The organism is Clostridium lacusfryxellense (assembly GCF_018861735.1).
Classification (GTDB): Bacteria; Bacillota; Clostridia; order Clostridiales; family Clostridiaceae; genus Clostridium_AD; species Clostridium_AD lacusfryxellense.
This window is the reverse complement of sequence record NZ_JAHLEB010000002.1, coordinates 90,176-109,323: the sequence shown is the minus strand read 5'-3', so window position 1 is coordinate 109,323 and position 19,148 is coordinate 90,176. Positions and strand designations below refer to the sequence as shown.

Sequence of the window (19,148 nt, the reverse complement as noted above, 5' to 3'; positions counted from 1 at the left end):
TTATTTGTTTTATATTTTATTACCTCTCATTATGATTAGGATATTGTAATGGAAATATACTAAAATATTATAGAAATATACTGATGTAGAAATATTAATAATATGCTATAATTTCTATAGCTTTAAGTCGTGGTTGTGAAATATAAACAATAATGGTGCAACTAAAACATATTTAAAAAACATAAGGTCAATTAAGAACTAAATTCAAGGAAGTGATATGACTAATATGATTTCATTAATAAGCACGGATGTTCTTGCAATCATCGCACTTTGTTTTACAATAAGTTTTGCTAAACGGAACGTTGTAATATGTAATAAAAAAAATATGATTTACATATCTGCAGCATCGCTTACAATTATTCTGCTACTTTTAGAAATCACGACTATTTTAATGGAACTTTCAAGTAACAATAAACTTATGATACCTCACCGTATAGCTAACATTTTAGGATTTTTTTTGAGCCCTATAGTTCCTTTCGTTCTTTTATTCTTTAATAGCAATAAAGAAAAAAAATTCTTACATAATTGTTTTTTAACAATACCCTTATGTATTAATGCTTTTATGTGCGTACTAAGTTATAAAACAGGCTCCATCTTTTTCGTCGATGCTCAAAATCAATATACACGTGGAAATTTATTTTTACTGCCAACTATAATTTGCATTTTTTATTACGTATTACTTGTAATAGCCGTAATCAAAAATAGTATTAGGTACGATATGGAAGATAAAAAATTTTTAATTCCTATTCTTTTTATACCAATACTCGGAAGCATTCTTCAGATTTTATTTAAGAATTTAATACTAATTTGGAGCTGCGCCTCAATATCTTTGCTGATATACTATATTTTTTTGCTTGAGCTACAATTCAAATATGATGTTCAAACTGGAATTAAAAATCGTGCATCCTTCGACAACGAAATGAAACAATATGTAACTAACGATAAAAACGCAACAATAGTTATGTTTGATTTAAATGACTTAAAGAGTACTAATGATAATCACGGACATAAAGCTGGAGATGAAATGATTTTTGATACCGCAAAAATTATAGAGGAAAGCTTTATAGGTATTGGTAAGGCTTATAGAATCGGCGGCGATGAATTTTGTGTTATTTGTAGTGAGATTCCAATGGAATTATTAGAAAGTACTCTATCAGATTTAGATGACTTTTTAATTAAAGTAAATCAAAAGAGGAACATTAAAATTGTACTAGCTTATGGACATGCATCTTACAACAAAAATGAAAATGAAAGCATATATTCTACATTTGTCCAAGCAGATAAAAATATGTATATTCACAAATCAAAATTAAAGCACCGTATTATTCATAACTGAATTTACGGTGCTTTTAGAATCTATTCTCATTGCAAAACTTTTGATATCAAAGAGTTGTTATAAAGTATATTGGTATCAAATTTCCGTGTAACCTCTCCCTCAAACCTAATTTCTAATTCCTTAATAGTAATTGAAACTACAACTCCATTACCAAAACTTTTATGTATCACCGTATCACCTTCCTCAAAAGGTAAATCCGAATCACTTGCGCCCAATATATTACACTCTTTAATAAACCTAGAAGTTTCTTTCACTTTTCCTTTTACACTTTTACTAATGCATAACCAAACATTATCTATGGCTCTTGTAATTCCTACATAAAATAGTCTTCTCTCCTCTTCTAGGTTACTATCTATACTATTTATATGAGGCATGTTCTCCTCATTACAATTAATTAAGTATACATTTTTAAATTCCATTCCTTTTACGCCGTGGATTGTACTGAGTATCACCGCATCCTCATCGACGTTTTTCTTATGCTTGCTGATTTCCTCTTTAACTTCTTCAACATGCGCTAGAAAAGCTATTATAGACCTATATTCTTCTGCTGATTGCCTAAACTCGTCAATAACATCCTCCATCTCACTTAAATCAATCTTAAATTTAGTGCAATATTCTTTTATGTAGTCATGGTAACCAATACTTAGAACTAGATTATCTATAGCACTCGCTAGTGAAGTTTTGTTTAAAAAGAGAATATCCGCTCGCAATTTATCTAACATCTTCATCTGAAATATGGGAATCCCCTCGATCTCCTTTACCATTTCAAAGCAGTCTTCTTTCACATAATTTCTTTTTAATTTTTCCAAATTTAATTTGCTTATATATCTAAATGGCTTATTGATTATTCTAAGAAAACTCACTTTATCACTATTATCAATACTCAATCTAAAATATGCAATTATATCTTTACAAATGAAATGTTGAAAGAAGTCATATTCCCTGTCTAAAAGTTTAAAAGGTATCCTTTTTTTAATAAATACATCTATTATACTTCTGCACTCTACATTTGTCCTGTATAATATAGCATTATCCATATAATTATTGTCATGAATTTCTTTATGTTTTTGAATGATCTTACTAATTTCATCCGCTTGTGCATTTTCATTCACATTGTTAAGCACTGCGATGATGCCGTCCTGATCCTTAAATGCTGATATATTTTTATCATTTCTAAGGCTATTATTTTTTATAAGATTCATAGATATTTCCACTATATTCTTTGGACATCTATAATTAGTAGACAGTGGCAACTTATTTCCACCTACAAAACGCTCCGAAAATCCTACCATACATTCTGGGTTAGAACCTCTAAATCCATAAATACATTGGTCCTCATCTCCAACTGCAAAGATAGAATTCTCTTCATTTAAAAGTTTTAGTATCGCTACTTGCATAGAATCACAGTCCTGGAATTCGTCTACTAAAATATATTTAAATAGTTTTTTATATGCATTAAGTATAGTATAATTTTTAATAAATAAATCCTTACACCCTATTTGAAGATCATCGAAATCAAATAAGTTTTTTTCTTTCCTATAATGTTCATAAATATTATAGGCAGCTGTAAATATCCCCTTATCAATACTGGAAGAGAAATTATCCAACGAATCTTCACTTGTTTTAAATAGTGAAATGTTATTTATAACTTCCTTTACTTTTTCATCACCTACCTCATCCAGGTAAGACATAAGTACATTTTTAATAAGTTTATATACTTCAAGTGTATCAATTATATTTATCTGCCCATAATAGTTTTTGAGAATTTTATAAAACAATCCATGAAACGTACCGAAAAACGGTACCTTTTCTTTTCCATTAATCGCTATGTATCTGTTTTTCATATTGATAGATGCAGCCCTTGTAAACGTAATGACTATAATGTTTTTAGGACTAACGTTTTGTTCGTTTATTAAATGAACAATCCTATTAACAATAACAACTGTTTTACCGCTTCCAGGACCTGCTGTGACAAGCAAATTTCTGCTATTAGAAAAAACGGCAGCCCTTTGCTCCTGGCTTAATTTTGTATTTACTTTGCTATTTACAACTTTATTATTAATGTTTTGTTTAGTATTCACTTTCATCCACCTACTTTAAGTCCATCGTATATTAGTATTATACCTACATTACTATTGTATTAATCTTGTTATTACTTTAAAATGTATTTATGCAATAACTCTATTATATACTTTTATTAAATTTCAAAGGGGAAAAGATTATGATATACTCAAAAGATTTTAATGTGAGGAATGAAAGAAACCTAACAATGCTAGTAGACTTTTATGAATTAACTATGGCAAACGGTTATCTTGATAACGGTGTTCAAGACAAAATTGCCTATTTTGATATGTTCTTTAGACGAATACCTGATGCTGGCGGATACTGTATTATGGGTGGAGTACAACAATTAATTGAATATCTATCTAATTTAAATTTTACAGATGATGATTTATCTTACTTAAAAAGTAAAGGTATTTTTTCAGAAGCTTTTATTAATTATCTAAAGACATTTAAATTTTCTTGTGATGTATGGGCAGTACCTGAGGGCTATCCAGTATTTCCAGGTGAACCTTTAGTTATTGTTAAGGGACCTGTTATTCAGGCTCAGTTTGTTGAAACAATGACACTACTTACAATAAATCATCAAACTTTAATAGCCACTAAAGCAAGTAGAATATGTAGAGCTGCAAAGGGTAGACCAGTTATGGAATTTGGTTCAAGGCGTGCTCAAGGTTATGATGGTGCTATATATGGAGCTCGAGCTTCTGTTATTGGTGGTTGCGTTGGTACCGCCTGCACAATGGCTGAAGAGATGTTTGATATTCCAGCACTTGGAACTATGGCACATAGTTGGGTACAACTGTTTGACACTGAATATGATGCTTTTAAAGCATGGACGCAGACTTATCCTGATAACTGCGTGCTACTAATAGATACTTATAATGTTCTACGTTCTGGTATGCCAAATGCCATAAAGGTATTTAATGAAATACTTAAACCTATGGGCAAAAGACCTAAAGGAATTAGAATTGATAGTGGAGATATTACTTATCTAACTAAAAAAGTTAGAATAATGCTAGATGAAGCTGGATATGAAGATGTTAAGATCACTGTTTCCAACTCTCTTGATGAATATATTATCCGAGGAGTTTTAGAAAGCGGGGCACAAATTGATAACTTTGGTGTCGGAGAAAGACTTATTACAGCTAGATCCGAACCAGTATTTGGTGGTGTTTATAAACTTGTGGCTGTTGAAAATGATGGTGAAATAATACCAAAAATTAAAATTAGCGAGAATGCAGAAAAAATTATAAACCCTGCTTTTAAAAAACTATATAGAATTTTTGATAAAACAACTCACAAGGCTATTGCTGACTTAATTACTTTGCATGATGAGGTAATAGATGAAAGTAAACCTCTTGAAATATTTAATCCAACATATACTTGGAAAAAGAAAAACCTTAAACATTACTATATAAAAGAACTTTTGGTTAAACTATTTGAAAATGGAAAACAAATTTATGAATCTCCGTCTGTTATGGAAATAAAAACACTTTCAGAAAATGAAGTTTCTAAATTATGGACTGAAATTTTAAGGCTCGACAATCCACACACATATTCAGTGGATCTTTCTTGGAATTTATGGAACCTAAAGCAAGGTTTATTAAACCACTATTCCGAGATTCTTGAGGACTAAAAATAAAATAATAATTAACCACGAGATGAATACTAGGAGGACTTATGATACAACCTTTAAAAATTAAACTTTCAAAAGTTGCTTCAGATGAATTACTTAAAATGATTAAACTTGACGAAGAGTACGATAGCGTACGTTTTGTTTATGTTAGTGGTTGTTGCAAAACTACTAAAGTTGACATCTACTTAGATAATTTTATAGAAGGAGACGTCCAAAATAATATTGGTGATTTGAAAATATTATATGATGAAACTCTAATAGACAACATTTTAGAACTCACAATTGCATATAAAGATTCTAGATTTTGGGTAAAAACAATACCTACAAAAGATGCTAAGAAAACTTGTAATAGCGGTGATAGTAAGTCTTGTAATGGATGCTCTGGGCATTGTGATTCTCATTAAATAAACAAAAGCTAACCATTGATTTGGTTAGCTTCTTTTATGTTAGTTATACATTTATTAATGGGACGTCAGTTTTCGCAAATAAATCCTTCTCTTTAAGTCTATCTAATTCATTAAGTTCTGGAAACCAGATTGAAATTTCACGTTCTGCACTAGTAGTACTATCAGATGCATGAACTAAATTTTGAGTTTCATTAATTGCAAACCTTCCTCTTATGCTTCCAGGTTCTGATTTTATGGGATTCTTATCTCCATTTATCTTCCTTACTATCTCAACTGCTTTCTCTCCCACTAAGATCATTGCACATATTTTTCCATCAGTAATATAATTTATTAACTCTTCAAAAAAATCTTTTCCAATATGTTCGCTATAATGTTTTTTGGCATTATCGACTGTTGCAGTAATCATCTTGAGTTCCACAATTTCTAATGATTTTTCCTCATATTGATTGATAATCTTTCCAATTAATTCACGTTTAACACCATCAGGTTTAATTAATACCAAGGTTCTTTCCATTAAAATTCACTCCCTGCTTTTTATTAATTATAATCTTGATTTCTAACTACTTAAACTAAACTTAGAAATAACACATAAGCACATAATCATATTCTTACAAATATTCCTAATATATATACTATTATAAAACATTTGAATGATAAATCAAAGTGTTTTTATTATATTACATAAAACAATAATTATAAGTTTGTATATAAATTATATCAATGATATAATTTATATACAAACTAAAGGTTATTTAATCAAGTACTATCTTATAAGTTACTTAGTATCTAAGTTGCTATAAGGTTCCGAAAAAACTAGGAGGTATTATGAGCGATAAAATTATGAAAATAAACAATAAAGAATATAGCTGTGCCATAGAGTTAACATTGGATATTATAGGTGGTAAATGGAAACCAATTATCCTCTGGAAATTAGCAAAAATGGTGTACTAAGATTTAGCGAACTTAAAAGATCGATGGGTGTAATAACACAAAAAATGTTAACTCAGCAGCTTAGAGAATTAGAAGCATATGAAATGGTTCACAGAAAAGTATATGCAGAAGTTCCTCCTAAAGTAGAATACTCTTTAACAAAACAGGGCAAAAGTGTAATGCCGATATTAGACGTTATGTGTAAATGGGGCACAGATTATTACGAAGGCGCTGTTATTGATAAAAAAGAATAGTGTTATTTTTTCTCCTTTAGGGCATATTAATTTCTTAAAGGAGTGATTTTTTTGAATATAACTAGTTTCTCTTTATCCTACATGTTTTTAGCAGTTTCAATAGTAGAATTTATATTCTTTTTATATTACAAGTTTCTAGTAATTAACACAGGTGCTAAAAGTAAAAAGCGAGAAAAAATCATTGGAAATATGAAAGACCCCGAGCACTGGCGAGGTAGAAATAATATAATAGCTTTTATTTCTTTAGCTTGGTCTCTTATATCTGTATTTGCTTTCATTTACTTGAAATTTTTCTATACTACAGGATTACTCTCAATTGTATATATTTTTGTGTATATAGCTCTTATAGTTCTAAGTGTTTCATTATTCATTAAGAAAAACAAATTAGTACCAGGTAAATAACATTTTAAAAAGCAGTAATAATTTAAATATTATTACTGCTTTTTAAAATATTTATCATAAATATCAATAAAGCTTTTAACAATCTGAGCAGTAAATCCCCATATTACATATTTATTATACTCATAAAAATACTGATCTAAATATCCTTTTCTAAACTTATAGTCTTTCCCACCATTAATTAAATGAAAAGGAAATCCTTCTTGGTTTAATGGCCCTATATTCATATTGTAATGTAGTGGCTTTGTTTCTAAAAAGAAGTTGAGTGGAACTTTAAATATATGATCTACCTCATCCTCACTTGGTTTTATTTCTCCATATTTAAGAACAGCTACAAAAGCATACAATATATTCCCATAAGGGCTTATATAATAATCCATATCACCTAAGATCTCAATTTGATCTCTTTTTAGATTTAATTCCTCCATAGTCTCTCTTATCGCAGTTTCCTTTGGTTTTTCATCTAATTCTACTCTCCCACCCGGCAGACAAACATCCCCTGGCTGGCTTCTTAATTTAAGAGCACGCACTTCAAATACAATTGACACCTCTTCTGCATCTTCTACTAATAATATCATAACCGCACTTTCATCAAATTCCCCTATTACCTTAGGAATTCTATCTTTAAATATTCGTTCTAGCTTATTTATCAAATTAATCACAACCTTTTCTATAGAAGTCCATAAATCTATTCTACCATAAAAAAACTTTTATGTTGCCCCACCAATGCAAGTAGCAACTTTTAATAAATCATTTACGATTGGTCGCCTTGTAGGAATCCAATTAAATGTGTTTTTTGGTGGAGTCGCAATCACTTTCATTAAACGTAAAAAGTTAAGACTTCTAAGTTTTTTAGGCATTGCCATCATTGTTTACGGATTCTTGTTTTTGATAAAAATCAATTTGCCAACATCTCCGGTAACTGGCGAGGTCGAGTTTCTTGATAGTTTTTCTATCATGCCGCAGTCAAATACCATTCTGATTTGCGTAGCTGTAGCCACACTTATACTAAGCATTTCATCGATTTTCATTGGATATAGACTCTATGTAGTCAAATTAATTCCTAGTATTCATATAGAAAAATAATAAATACAACTCTAATTAATCTCTAGTATTTTTCTTATATTATGCTACTACAGTATATGTTGCGTAAGAATGCATTCGAACAAATCTTAGTAATTCTTAATTTATTATATTTTCAGGTGCGTGAAGAAACCCACATGTTTGAGCGAAAGCGAGTTTGTGGGTTTTAGCAGCTGTAAATATAATAAATTTTAGAATTACAAGGTGAAGTGAGCTGCATTAATAGCAACATATATTTTCGTTATAGCATAATAAAAGAAAAAACACTTAACCCATAAAATGTGATCATTATATTAACTTCTCTCTAAATCCGTCATCATTGATCAATGCACCTTGTTCTTAATATGTTAAAATGATATACTTGCTTTGTATTTATCACTAACCGAATACAAAATTTAATTAAGATGGAGAGATGAAAATTGAAAAGAAGAAACCGACTTTCACTATTAACACTAGTATTTACTTTAGTCTTTTCTACAACTGTTTTTGCTGCTGTAAAACCACCAGAATTAATTGGTAAAGCTGCGATTTCTGTAGATATGGATACAAACGAAATTATTTACACAAAAAATATTGATAATAAAATGTACCCAGCAAGCATTACTAAGCTTATTACAGCCTTGTTACTTGCTGAAAATAAAAAATCAACTGACAATTTAACTTATACAGAATCCGCAAAAAATCAACCAGCTTTTTCATATAACTTAAATAAACATCCTATAGCAGTTGGTGAGACTATGTCAGCTGATAACGTAATGGATGGTCTGCTTCTTTTTTCAGGAAATGATATTGCATATATGATTGCTGATAACGTTGGTGGTGATGAAGTAAAATTTGCTAAAATGATGAATGACAAAGCAGCGTCCCTCGGGATGAAAGGATCTCATTTTCTAACTCCAAATGGACTTGATGATGCAAATGATGGACATTATACAACTGCTTATGATCTAACCCTTTTAGGTAGAGCTGCTTATAAAAACGATTGGGTTAAGGCATCTATGGGTAAAAAAACAAGCGTTATAAAATCTGCTAATGGTCCTGAAGCAACTGTTGAAAACAGAAATAAACTTCTTGGAGTCGCTGGTAACGTAGGTGGTAAAACTGGCGTTACATTAAAAGCTGGTAGATGTTTAGTTTCTGTATATGAGCGTAATGGTCGTCATATAATAGGAGTTGTTATGAACTCTGAGTATAACCTTCCACAAGATACAAAAGTTTTTGAAGATATGACAAAACTAATAGACTATAGTTATTCTGCACAAAAAGAAGTACTTAATAAAAAAGATACTGCTATTAAAACAATTTCTGTACCCTATAAAGTTATTCCATTCATAGGACCAAAAAGAACAATTAGTGTTCCTCTTCAAACAAAAGAAGACGTTTCATTTTATAACAACGATGTAAAACCAGTTACTTCACTTAATGTTGCTAGTATAAATCCATGGAAGCTTAATAAAGACACTTCCGTTGGAACTTTAGCTATATCACAAAAAGATTCAAATATGAGCTACAAATTATATCCAACGATTTCAAAATCTGCTCTTATTAAAGCTAACATAATTATATACGTTGCAGCTGCAATTTTATTAATAGTAGTTATAGCATTAATTTTGTTATTAATTTCTTCTATTAGAAGGCGTAAAAATCGTAATGGTAGACGAATAAGGTTTTAAATTACAATTTGTAATAGTATCCATAAAAAAGGACTATATTAATAAAAATATTAATATAGTCGTTTTTTATGGATTTTAATACTAATGTATTGACTTTAATATTGCAATATACTAATATTAAAATACTAATTATTAAATACTCACAATTATATTAATAAGTATTTTTCAAAAGGAGATTTTTATGATTAATGATATAAAACAGTATGAACAAATTGCAGACCTACTAAAGGCTATTGCACACCCTGCACGAATATGTATTATTAGAGGACTTATGAATAAAGGGAGTTGCAATGTTAGCTATATGCAAGATTGTTTAAACCTCCCACAATCCACAGTTTCTCAACACCTTCAAAAGCTAAAATCTTTAGGCATTATAAAAGGTGAAAGAAATGGCTTACAAATTAATTATTCGATAAGTAATGAGACTATCATAAATATAATAAATGCAATATTTCCAGATGAGAGTTAATAGCTTTTATCTCAACAGATAATGCTACATGGTTTTTCTCATAGTATGTTATAACGAAAAGTATATGTTGCTATTAATGCGGCTCACTTCACCTTGTAATTCTAAAATTTATTATATTTACAACTGCTAAAACCCACAAACTCGCTTTCGCTCAAACATGTGGGTTTCTTTACGCATTTGTAAACATAATAAATTAAGAATTACTAAGGTTTGTTCGAACGCATTCTTACGCAACATATACTTTTGTTAACATACTATGAGAAAAAAGATTAGCCGTCATCATCTATATACGGAATCGCACTCTAAACCTTCAATAGCGTAAACACTATTGAAGGTTTATTTGTTATATCTGGAATCTAAAACGTTTATCGACTTCAGGTTTATAAAGCAATCTTAGACATTATCATCATGAATTTAAACCAAGTATGATATTTTTCTGGAGTGACTTGCAATAAGAAACGACAAAACTATTAAATTCCATTTAAAATTCTTCTTTTGGAAATGTAAAATTTGCGTAAGCCTTCCAGGAAGGCAGGCTAGCGAACTTGAGGCAGGATGCCGAATGTGAGTGCTAGCAAATTTTATATGAGCAAAAGGTTAGAATTTCTAAATGGAATTTCTTGTTTAGATTTCGAATGCAAGGCACGCAGGATATCTAGTTATGCATTATATACTCTTTTTCGTTTGCCAAACTTTAATCGCCCATCTAGGCTAACTAATGTTACCCCTACTATTATGACAATACATCCTAGTACTTGCCAAATAGTAATGACTTCGTGTAATATTACTCCCGCTGCAATTAAACTCATAATTGGTTGTAAGTTTATATATGTTGTAAGTACCGTTGCTCCTAGATCTTTTATGCAATGTACATACATGAGATATCCAATGCATGAGCAAGCAATCGATAAAAATATTAAATTAACTACAACTTTTGTAGAAGGAACTTGTAATGTACTGAAAAATAATGAAGGACTTAAGAATAGTGATCCCCACATAATTTCGTAAGTTGTTATAGTTATAACTTTATAATGCCCTTTAAAACTACTACAAACCATGTTATATATTATCCAAGAAAATACTGCTCCAAGCGCCATCAAATCTCCTATGCTCCCTTTTGATAAGAGACTTACTCTTTCCTTAGATGCAATTATTATAATAATTCCAATTAAACTTAATGTAGCTCCAATCATTTTACCAAAAGTAAATTTCTCTTTATAAACTAATCTTTGAGTAAATATTGTAAATACAGGTATAGACGCAATTAAAATTGCAACATTTGACGCAGATGTATATGCTACAGCATAATTTTCAAAAATAAAATATATTGCTACTCCAAAGAGCCCACCCAAGGCGAACTTAACCTTGTCCTCTTTTAAAACCTTTTCCTTAGGAAATTTTACTTTTAATAATATAAATAAAATTATTGCGGCTAATACAAATCTGTAAAATGCTGATAATACGGGACTAACCTCTTCAGATATAACCTTTATGCTTAAATATGATAAACTCCATATAAACATTAAGATAATTGCCATTACATGAGATATTCTTTTATTTGTCAATATATCACACCCTTTCCTTATTGTTTGTTTCAAAAGCTTAATATCTATTATATCTCAGAATTAACCAAGATTACAATATATTTTGACAAATATATATTTAGCAAATTGCATTATCAGTGTACTTATTTATAGTTTTTAATATGCTTAAATACTTTTTATGCAATTCTAGTATTGTTAACATTTCACTTTTAGAGTATTATAGTATAGTATTCTATTATTTATTGCTACTTATGATAATATTTGCATATATAAATTCAATTTATTAAAAATTAGATTTACTTACACATGGAGGTGCCAACTTGAAAAAAGAATTTTCTTTAAGTAATGAAAAGGTAATGATTAATTTCACTGCAAAATACTGTAATAGTCAAGTACAATTATTAGAGAGTGACGGTTTCAAAAGAGTTTTTAACACTTATATTAGAAAGATAAAAAAGAAAAAATCAAATATATATAAATATTTGATTGAAAATGCAAAAGTAGACAATGAAGGTCTAGATGTTTTCATTATACATTTGTTTAAACTCCTATCGGTGCTCGATGTTAATGAAATTATAAATTTAAATACTAAATATAGTTCCATTGTAGATAGTAAAAGCAATTTTGTTGATTTTATAGAAGACTTTTATAGTTTTTGGAGAAAGCTTGAAAGATACACTGTAATTCACAATAATAAAATTAATGATGGTATTGAAAAAACAAGTTTTGTTGAGGCTAATAACAATTTTTCAATGCTTATACTTAATTTATACAGAAAAATTGAAGAGAATGTTATTGGTCATACACCTAAGGTTTATAGGCAACTACCTGCTGGTGGTAATGCTGGTCTAATTGTTAACAATGTAAATTGGCCATTGCCTTTAGGATATGAAGTATTAAAAAATGTTCCCTTTATTGATGCAATAATATTAGATTTACCTTATATAAGTTATCCTAAAAAAAATACTCGCGATGGAATTTTTGATGAATGTTTTAAAAACCCATTAAAAGACTGTACAATATCCACAGATCATTGGTTTTGTTACCCTGCTAAAGTAGGTACACTACTTACATTCATTTATGTTCACAGAGATTTTATGGCTCATGCTATAACGCTATGTAACTTATTTGAAATGGCACGTGAAGAAGAGTATAGGGATGCTAAACCAGACATAGTTTTTGTTTTTGGAGCTAAAGATTCTTTTGAAAAAGTTAAAACAGTATTTTATGATGATGTTGAAAATAATATCATGCTTGGTTATATAAGTTATGGCGACGAGATTGATTACTTCGGTTATGTGAAAAAAATGACTCTAACACTTCATAATCTAATAATGATTAAACGAGGTTCACTACCAATTCATGGTGCAATGGTAAATATTATTATGAATAATGGTAAGAGTGCTAATGTTGTTATCATGGGTGATAGCGGTGCGGGCAAATCCGAATCCTTAGAAGCATTTAGAAGCTTAAGTGAAGATTATATCAGTGACATGACAATAGTCTTTGACGACATGGGATACCTAACTCTAAAGGAAGGCTCAAAACCATTAGCCTTCGGAACTGAAATCGGTGCTTTCGTAAGACTAGATGATTTAGACGCAGGTTATGCTTTCAAAGAAATTGATAGAAGTATATTCATGAATCCTGATAAAATTAATGCAAGACTTGTTATGCCAGTTGCTAGCTATAAAGCTATAATTAAGGGATATCCAATAGATTTATTCCTCTATGCAAATAATTATGAAGAAGTAAAAGAAGGAGTAGAAGAAATTAATTTCTTCACAAATCCAGCTGATGCTATTAATGTTTGTAAAAGAGGTGCAAGGATGGCAAAGGGTACTACTACTGAATTAGGTCTTGTAACCTCATATTTTGCAAATCCTTTTGGACCCGTTCAGAAACAAGAACAAGTAGATGTACTCATAGATAGTTATTTCAAAGACTTCTTTGAAACAGGTGTAAAAGTTGGCCAAATTAGAACTTCCCTAGGCGTCGCAGGTCAAGAAAAAGATGGACCTAGAAAAGCAGCTAAAAAACTATTTGATTTAATCATAAAATAAAAAAAAGTATATATTACTATTAATGCATTCACTTCGCTAAGAACTACTAATTTTATTTTTAATTAATCTGCTAAAAAATATAAACTCGCGTCGCTCAAACATATATTTTTCTTAACGCATCTTAATTAAAAATAAAATAAGAAGTTCTAAAGCTTATTCAAATGCATTATACGTAATATATACTTTTTTTTGCGCCTAAAAATATTTGTATAAAAAGGAAAGTCCCCATCTTAAAAAGTGGGGACTTTCCTTTTTGTTATAATGAAATTATCAGAATTAGTATTTATTCAACTGAAGCTTTAGCAGCTTTAGAGCTTTTATAAAATTCCTTTACCATGTCAAAGTTTCTTTTTAGTCTTGGTCCATTATTCAGTTTAAGTACTCTGTCAGTATTTTTGATTATATAATTTTCAAGCTTATCCATGTATATATTACCCTGTATTTCACTTTGGGTAACCATAGTTAATCCTTTTTCCCAACTAGCCGTTAATTCTGGATTTAAAAGTGTAGGGATAGAATTTTTCACTACATCAAAGATAATTTCGCCAAGAAGCGTTGGCATAACCACTTGGGTTTTATTATTTGATTTAATGTATTCTATTTTTTCAAGTTTTGTTAAAATCCCTGAGCGAGTAGCACTTGTTCCAATTCCAGAACCTTTTATATGTTCTCTTAGTTCTTCATCCTCAATAAGTTTACCCGCATTTTCCATAGCAATAATTATTGAACCCGTTGTAAATCTTTTAGGAGGAGATGTTTTACCTTCTTTTACAACTAAATCTTCTAGTTCAACACTTTGCCCTTTTTTCAATAAACTTAAGAATTTCATATTTGTACCCGCGCGGTCATTATTGTCACTATCAGGTTTTAGAACCTCTAAATAACCAAGTTCAATACAAACCTTATCCGTCGTAAAAAATCTTTCCGTATCAATCTTTGTAATAACTGAAACCTTACTGTATACAGCAGGTGGATAAAAAATCGCCAAAAACCTTCTAATTACCATATTATAAATTTTCTTTTGTACATCCTTTAGTGATGCATAATTCTGTAGACCTTCACCTGTTGGAATAATAGCATAATGGTCTGTTACTTTGCTATCATCAACATATTTTGTTTTAGCTAAATTATTGAACCACTTCTTTTCTATAATATTCGCTGCTATATTTTTTATCTCTGTATTTCCATTTAGATTTATTAATTTTTTTATGTTGCTGTCAATTTCTTTTGCAACCGCTGTAGTTAACACTCTAGCATCTGTTCTAGGATATGTAAGCATTTTCTTCTCATATAAAGCTTGAATATGACCAAGCGTTTGCTCTGGGTTTATCTTAAATATTTTAGAACATTCATTTTGTATTTCTGCTAAATTAAAAAGTAACGGAGCATTTTTATTTTCTTTTTTCTTAGTTATGTTCTCAACGATGACTTTACCCTTAGTTTCTCCATTCATACTATTATCTAAACTAGAATCTCTTAGTTCTCCAATTAACTTTTCTGCAGTTTCCATTGTCTTAAATCCGCCCTCATTATAAAGTAGAGGTGAATCAAAATATTTAGATCCATCTACTGCTTTCCACTCTCCATCATAGGTATTTTCAGAGTCAACCTTAAAGCTGGAAGTAATCTTATAAAAAGGAGTAACAACAAACTCTCTAACTTCTCTTTCCCTTTGAACTACCATTCCAAGTACACAAGACATTACACGTCCCACAGCAATAACTATATAGTTTTTACCAAGATAACTACTCACTGTTTTTCCATAGACTAGACTTAGTAGCCTCGAAAAATTGATTCCCATCAAATAATCTTCCTTCGCTCTTAGATAAGCGGCTTCCGATAAGCTATCATATTTGCTTAACTCTTTTGCTTCTTTTACACCACGAATAATCTCCGCCTCTGTTTGGGAATCTATCCAAACTCTTCGTTTTTGTTTATCAGGGTTTCCAGCCATATCATCTACTAGTCTGTATATGTATTCCCCTTCACGCCCTGAATCTGTACAGACATAAACCCTATCAATATCCTCACGAACTAATAGGCTACTAACTATATTAAATTGCTTTTTAACTCCGTCTATAACTTCATATTTATACACTTCTGGTAAAAATGGCAAAGTACTTAGGGACCATTTCTTAAGTTTTTCATCATATTTTTCAGGATAGCTCATAGTTACAAGATGTCCAACGCACCATGTTACAACAGCTTTATCGGACTCTATATATCCATCAAATTTTCTTCCATTTATTTTCAAGGCTTTCGCAAATTCTGCAGCAACACTTGGTTTTTCTGTAATAAATAATGCCTTACTGATAATTACCACTTCACTTTCCATTAAATCGCATTAATAAACCTATCATATATGCCTCTAATAATTGCTTTAAGATATACATTATACCATTATTTATACTCCTATTTCAAAGAAGTATTTTTTTATCTACCTTAAAGTTCGTTTAGGTATTCTTTCAAATCTTCTCCCAAGCCTTTTGTAAATTTCCCTCCCTCTAATTTATAATATAGTGCATTAGTAGCTTGTTCCATTATTAGCTGTACTAAATTTGAATGGCAGGTAAGAACAAAAATTTGATGCGTCTTGGCGAGTTGTACTAAAGCCATAACAGTTTTTTTTGTATGTGCTATATCAAAGTTAACAAATGAATCGTCAAGAATTACTGGTAAACTTGGTTTAATTTCTTTTATTCTGCTAATACGAACTGCCAAAAATAATTGTTCTTTTGTGCCCCTACTTAACTCTCTAGAACTCTCTTTAACAGTTTCATCGCGTTGTTTTGTTTTAAAATCTCCTTGCATTAGATCATCTTGAGGCATTATGTTCTGATATTCCCCTGAAGTTATTTCACTTAAAATATCACTAGCGTCTTTTAATAAATTATCCTTGGCATTCAATAAAAATCTTTCTCTAATCTTTTCTAAAAATAATGCAGCTGTACTATAAACAGCATATTTTTCTGCAAGAGGTAGTAGTTGACTTCTAGCTCTCCTAATCTCAGTCTCGTGTTTCACTAACATCTCATCAGAGTTCATTGCTGTCAATTCATCCTTTAGTGTCTGTTTTTGATTCTTTAACCTATCTAATTGCTCTGCTAATTCTATATTTTTAGAACATGAAGTCTCATAATAGGAGTCGAGCTCAGTCGCACTAATATATTGCTTATACAAATCAGAAAAAATCCTTAATAAATCTTCATCTTCATTATTGCTTATAACAATTTCTTTTCGCAGATTATGTAATATTCTTTTTACGCGCTCGCCCTTTACACCTTGCAATAACTTCTCGTTAATAATATTTAAAGAATTGTTTTTATTTAAATATTCAATATACTTTTCACCCTGACTTATATATATTTCTAGACTTATAATTATGTCTTTTGATTTATCCTTACTAATTAGCAGTAGTATTTCCTGTTCTATGATCTTTAATTTTGATAAACTAATTTCAGCTTTTTCTGCAAGTATCAATTGCTTATTTAGGTCCTCTACAATTATTAGTTTATCCATGCAAATAACTTGCATATTATCTAAATTTATTTTATGTAGATCTTTAGTTTGAAACTGAGTAAATTTGTTAATCACATTATCTATGTTGCTTAGCGATTCATTTATATAATTAAATTCATTCATTAATTTTTTATTTAATAAGTTATACTCATATACTTCATCTTTTAAATAAGCAACAGTTTTAAAATACTCATTAATACCTTCTACACTTACTCTGCCATCAATTTTTAGCATATCCCTATACTCATCCATTACGTTATTTAACTCTCTTAGATTTTCATCAAGACGCCTAATTTCCAAAGAATTGTTTTCTTGACTAACCTCCACCTTATCCAATTCAGCTTTAACTTCTAAATTCCTGTTTATTATCAGTTTACTACTTGAGTAATTTATAAATAAATACAGCCCTGTCCCTATTGCACCAATAATTATTAATGAACATCCTAACAATTTATCTATAAAAAACACTACTAATCCTATAATCATAAAGATCGTGGTTAAATATAAATACTTTTTCATATAAATATTAGTATTAGAGGGTAACATTTGTTTTTGTAATATATTATTTTGAAATTTAAAGTCCTGAGTTTTTTTATCACAATCAATTATATCCAATTCCGCTTTTTTAAAATATTCAATATTCTGTGTTAAAATACTTTGGTTCACATCATCACAATTAATATCTGAAATATCTTTAAAACTAACCCAGTTAGTATTGGCCTTTTTTATTTTATTCATTATCAACTGTCTTTTTTCATAATACTCATTTTTTATAACTAATATATTTTTGCATATTTCTTTTATACCGGATATGCCATTATAAAAGCTACTAATTACGACCTTATTTTTCAAAAGCAATTCTTTCTCAAATTTCTGATTGCTTGTACTTTGAAAAAAGTAGTTATCATCATGCCATTGTTCTAGTTTTTTAATATATTGAATTTTTAGCGTCCACGCTTTGTCTAAATTATATTCTTTAACATCCTGTTCACTAAAAGAATATGCTTTAAGTTCAATCTCAAGCTTTAATTTATTTTGGTTAAGCTCATAATAATGCCTTAAAGTTTCTAATTTTATTAAATTATCATTATTATTTTGTAGTTCCTCTTCTTTTGAAATTATAGTCTCAAGAACACGTTTCAAGTTCTGCTTCTTATCTACAAAACTACCCAATTGCAGAATTGATTTGTTCCGTCCTTCCACTCCTCTTTTAATGTTTTCAGTGAATGGTTTAAACATTTTAGTCGCTGGATTTCCACGAGTTCCACCAATTGAGTTAGCTTTTTCTCTTAACTCCTTAGCAACAAATGGAATTTTAACAATGTTTTTAAATCCTGCCCCAAGCAACATTGACTGTAGATTGCTATCTTCCTTCCCCTCAGTTTTATTTAGTTCATCAAGGCTTATAGTAAACAGTTCTTTATATGTCGCTTTATCGATGTTATATAGACTTTTATTGTTATTATTATGGTTATCACTATTATAAACTATCTCTGGATTGCTAAAGCCTTTTAATAGTACATTTGCACTTTCACCATCCTCGAGTAATAAATCACATCTAACATCATATTGAAATTTAGCTGGTGGCAACTTACTTCCTTGAGTAAATCCAAAAGGTATATTTCTAATCATCTCCATTAAGCTAGTTTTACCGGACCTATTTGCTCCACCAATAACTATTATTGTTCTCCCCAAGTCTTCCAATTTCTCACCCTGGAACACTCCAAAATCCCTAATATCCAATTTTGTTATTATCAAATTCTCACCACCT

15 protein-coding genes and 1 pseudogene are annotated in these 19,148 nt (G+C 29.9%); 8 read left to right on the top strand and 8 right to left on the bottom strand.

The window, feature by feature from the left end; translation table 11 throughout:
• The first annotated feature begins 217 nt into the window (after nucleotides 1–217).
• Nucleotides 218–1,336, top strand: coding sequence for a GGDEF domain-containing protein (locus KPL55_RS02120; RefSeq protein WP_216305059.1), 1,119 nt, complete (start codon nucleotides 218–220; stop codon nucleotides 1,334–1,336).
• A 26-nt stretch (nucleotides 1,337–1,362) separates the two neighbouring features.
• Here the strand turns inward: KPL55_RS02120 and KPL55_RS02115 are convergent, their stop codons facing one another.
• The gene (locus KPL55_RS02115) at nucleotides 1,363–3,417 is read right to left on the bottom strand and encodes an ATP-dependent helicase (protein ID WP_312887193.1); all 2,055 of its coding nucleotides are present in this window, start codon (nucleotides 3,415–3,417) and stop codon (nucleotides 1,363–1,365) included.
• A gap of 140 nt (nucleotides 3,418–3,557) precedes the next feature.
• Between KPL55_RS02115 and KPL55_RS02110 the strand changes: the two genes are divergently transcribed.
• Nucleotides 3,558–5,036: a nicotinate phosphoribosyltransferase gene (locus KPL55_RS02110; protein WP_216305057.1), complete on the top strand. Its 1,479-nt coding sequence runs from the start codon at nucleotides 3,558–3,560 to the stop codon at nucleotides 5,034–5,036.
• Nucleotides 5,037–5,080: 44 nt separating this feature from the next.
• The gene (locus KPL55_RS02105; protein WP_216305056.1) at nucleotides 5,081–5,440 is read left to right on the top strand and encodes a hypothetical protein; all 360 of its coding nucleotides are present in this window, start codon (nucleotides 5,081–5,083) and stop codon (nucleotides 5,438–5,440) included.
• Nucleotides 5,441–5,486: 46 nt separating this feature from the next.
• Here KPL55_RS02105 and ndk read toward each other — a convergent pair whose 3' ends face one another.
• Nucleotides 5,487–5,957 carry a nucleoside-diphosphate kinase gene (gene ndk / locus KPL55_RS02100; RefSeq protein WP_216305055.1) on the bottom strand — a complete coding sequence of 157 codons (471 nt, stop codon included), beginning with the start codon at nucleotides 5,955–5,957 and terminating at the stop codon, nucleotides 5,487–5,489.
• A gap of 311 nt (nucleotides 5,958–6,268) precedes the next feature.
• Between ndk and KPL55_RS02095 the strand changes: the two are divergent.
• Nucleotides 6,269–6,627, top strand: a pseudogene (locus KPL55_RS02095) (winged helix-turn-helix transcriptional regulator).
• A 51-nt stretch (nucleotides 6,628–6,678) separates the two neighbouring features.
• Nucleotides 6,679–7,029 carry a hypothetical protein gene (locus KPL55_RS02090; RefSeq protein ID WP_216305054.1) on the top strand — a complete coding sequence of 117 codons (351 nt, stop codon included), beginning with the start codon at nucleotides 6,679–6,681 and terminating at the stop codon, nucleotides 7,027–7,029.
• Nucleotides 7,030–7,061: 32 nt separating this feature from the next.
• Here the strand turns inward: KPL55_RS02090 and KPL55_RS02085 are convergent, their stop codons facing one another.
• From KPL55_RS02085 to KPL55_RS02075, 3 genes are read right to left on the bottom strand one after another with little or no spacing between them, the layout of a single operon-like run.
• Nucleotides 7,062–7,679, bottom strand: a complete 618-nt coding sequence (locus KPL55_RS02085) for an NUDIX hydrolase (RefSeq protein ID WP_246599278.1) — start codon at nucleotides 7,677–7,679, stop codon at nucleotides 7,062–7,064.
• A gap of 57 nt (nucleotides 7,680–7,736) precedes the next feature.
• The gene (locus KPL55_RS02080; protein ID WP_216305053.1) at nucleotides 7,737–7,895 is read right to left on the bottom strand and encodes a hypothetical protein; all 159 of its coding nucleotides are present in this window, start codon (nucleotides 7,893–7,895) and stop codon (nucleotides 7,737–7,739) included.
• Between the two features lie 3 nt (nucleotides 7,896–7,898).
• The gene (locus tag KPL55_RS02075) at nucleotides 7,899–8,057 is read right to left on the bottom strand and encodes a hypothetical protein (protein WP_216305052.1); all 159 of its coding nucleotides are present in this window, start codon (nucleotides 8,055–8,057) and stop codon (nucleotides 7,899–7,901) included.
• A 471-nt stretch (nucleotides 8,058–8,528) separates the two neighbouring features.
• Here KPL55_RS02075 and KPL55_RS02070 point away from each other — a divergent pair, with 471 nt between their 5' ends.
• A complete protein-coding gene (locus KPL55_RS02070) occupies nucleotides 8,529–9,782 on the top strand; it encodes a D-alanyl-D-alanine carboxypeptidase family protein (RefSeq protein WP_216305051.1) in 1,254 nt (417 codons plus the stop codon).
• 181 nt (nucleotides 9,783–9,963) lie between these two features.
• Complete coding sequence (locus tag KPL55_RS02065; RefSeq protein WP_216305050.1) at nucleotides 9,964–10,251, top strand: ArsR/SmtB family transcription factor; 288 nt, start codon at nucleotides 9,964–9,966, stop codon at nucleotides 10,249–10,251.
• A gap of 659 nt (nucleotides 10,252–10,910) precedes the next feature.
• Here the strand turns inward: KPL55_RS02065 and KPL55_RS02060 are convergent.
• On the bottom strand, nucleotides 10,911–11,816 hold the full coding sequence (locus tag KPL55_RS02060; protein ID WP_216305049.1) for a DMT family transporter: 906 nt from the start codon (nucleotides 11,814–11,816) through the stop codon (nucleotides 10,911–10,913).
• Between the two features lie 299 nt (nucleotides 11,817–12,115).
• Here KPL55_RS02060 and KPL55_RS02055 point away from each other — a divergent pair, with 299 nt between their 5' ends.
• The gene (locus KPL55_RS02055; protein WP_216305048.1) at nucleotides 12,116–13,858 is read left to right on the top strand and encodes a phosphoenolpyruvate carboxykinase; all 1,743 of its coding nucleotides are present in this window, start codon (nucleotides 12,116–12,118) and stop codon (nucleotides 13,856–13,858) included.
• Nucleotides 13,859–14,141: 283 nt separating this feature from the next.
• On the opposite strand, the gene KPL55_RS02050 is transcribed toward KPL55_RS02055, so the two are convergent.
• Together KPL55_RS02050 and KPL55_RS02045 are read right to left on the bottom strand one after the other, a co-directional pair.
• Nucleotides 14,142–16,172 (bottom strand): DNA topoisomerase, encoded by a 2,031-nt coding sequence (locus KPL55_RS02050; RefSeq protein WP_216305194.1) that lies wholly within the window; start codon nucleotides 16,170–16,172, stop codon nucleotides 14,142–14,144.
• Between the two features lie 128 nt (nucleotides 16,173–16,300).
• Entirely contained in the window at nucleotides 16,301–19,135 is a 2,835-nt protein-coding gene (locus tag KPL55_RS02045) for an AAA family ATPase (RefSeq protein WP_216305047.1), read from the bottom strand.
• Nucleotides 19,136–19,148 lie beyond the last annotated feature (13 nt).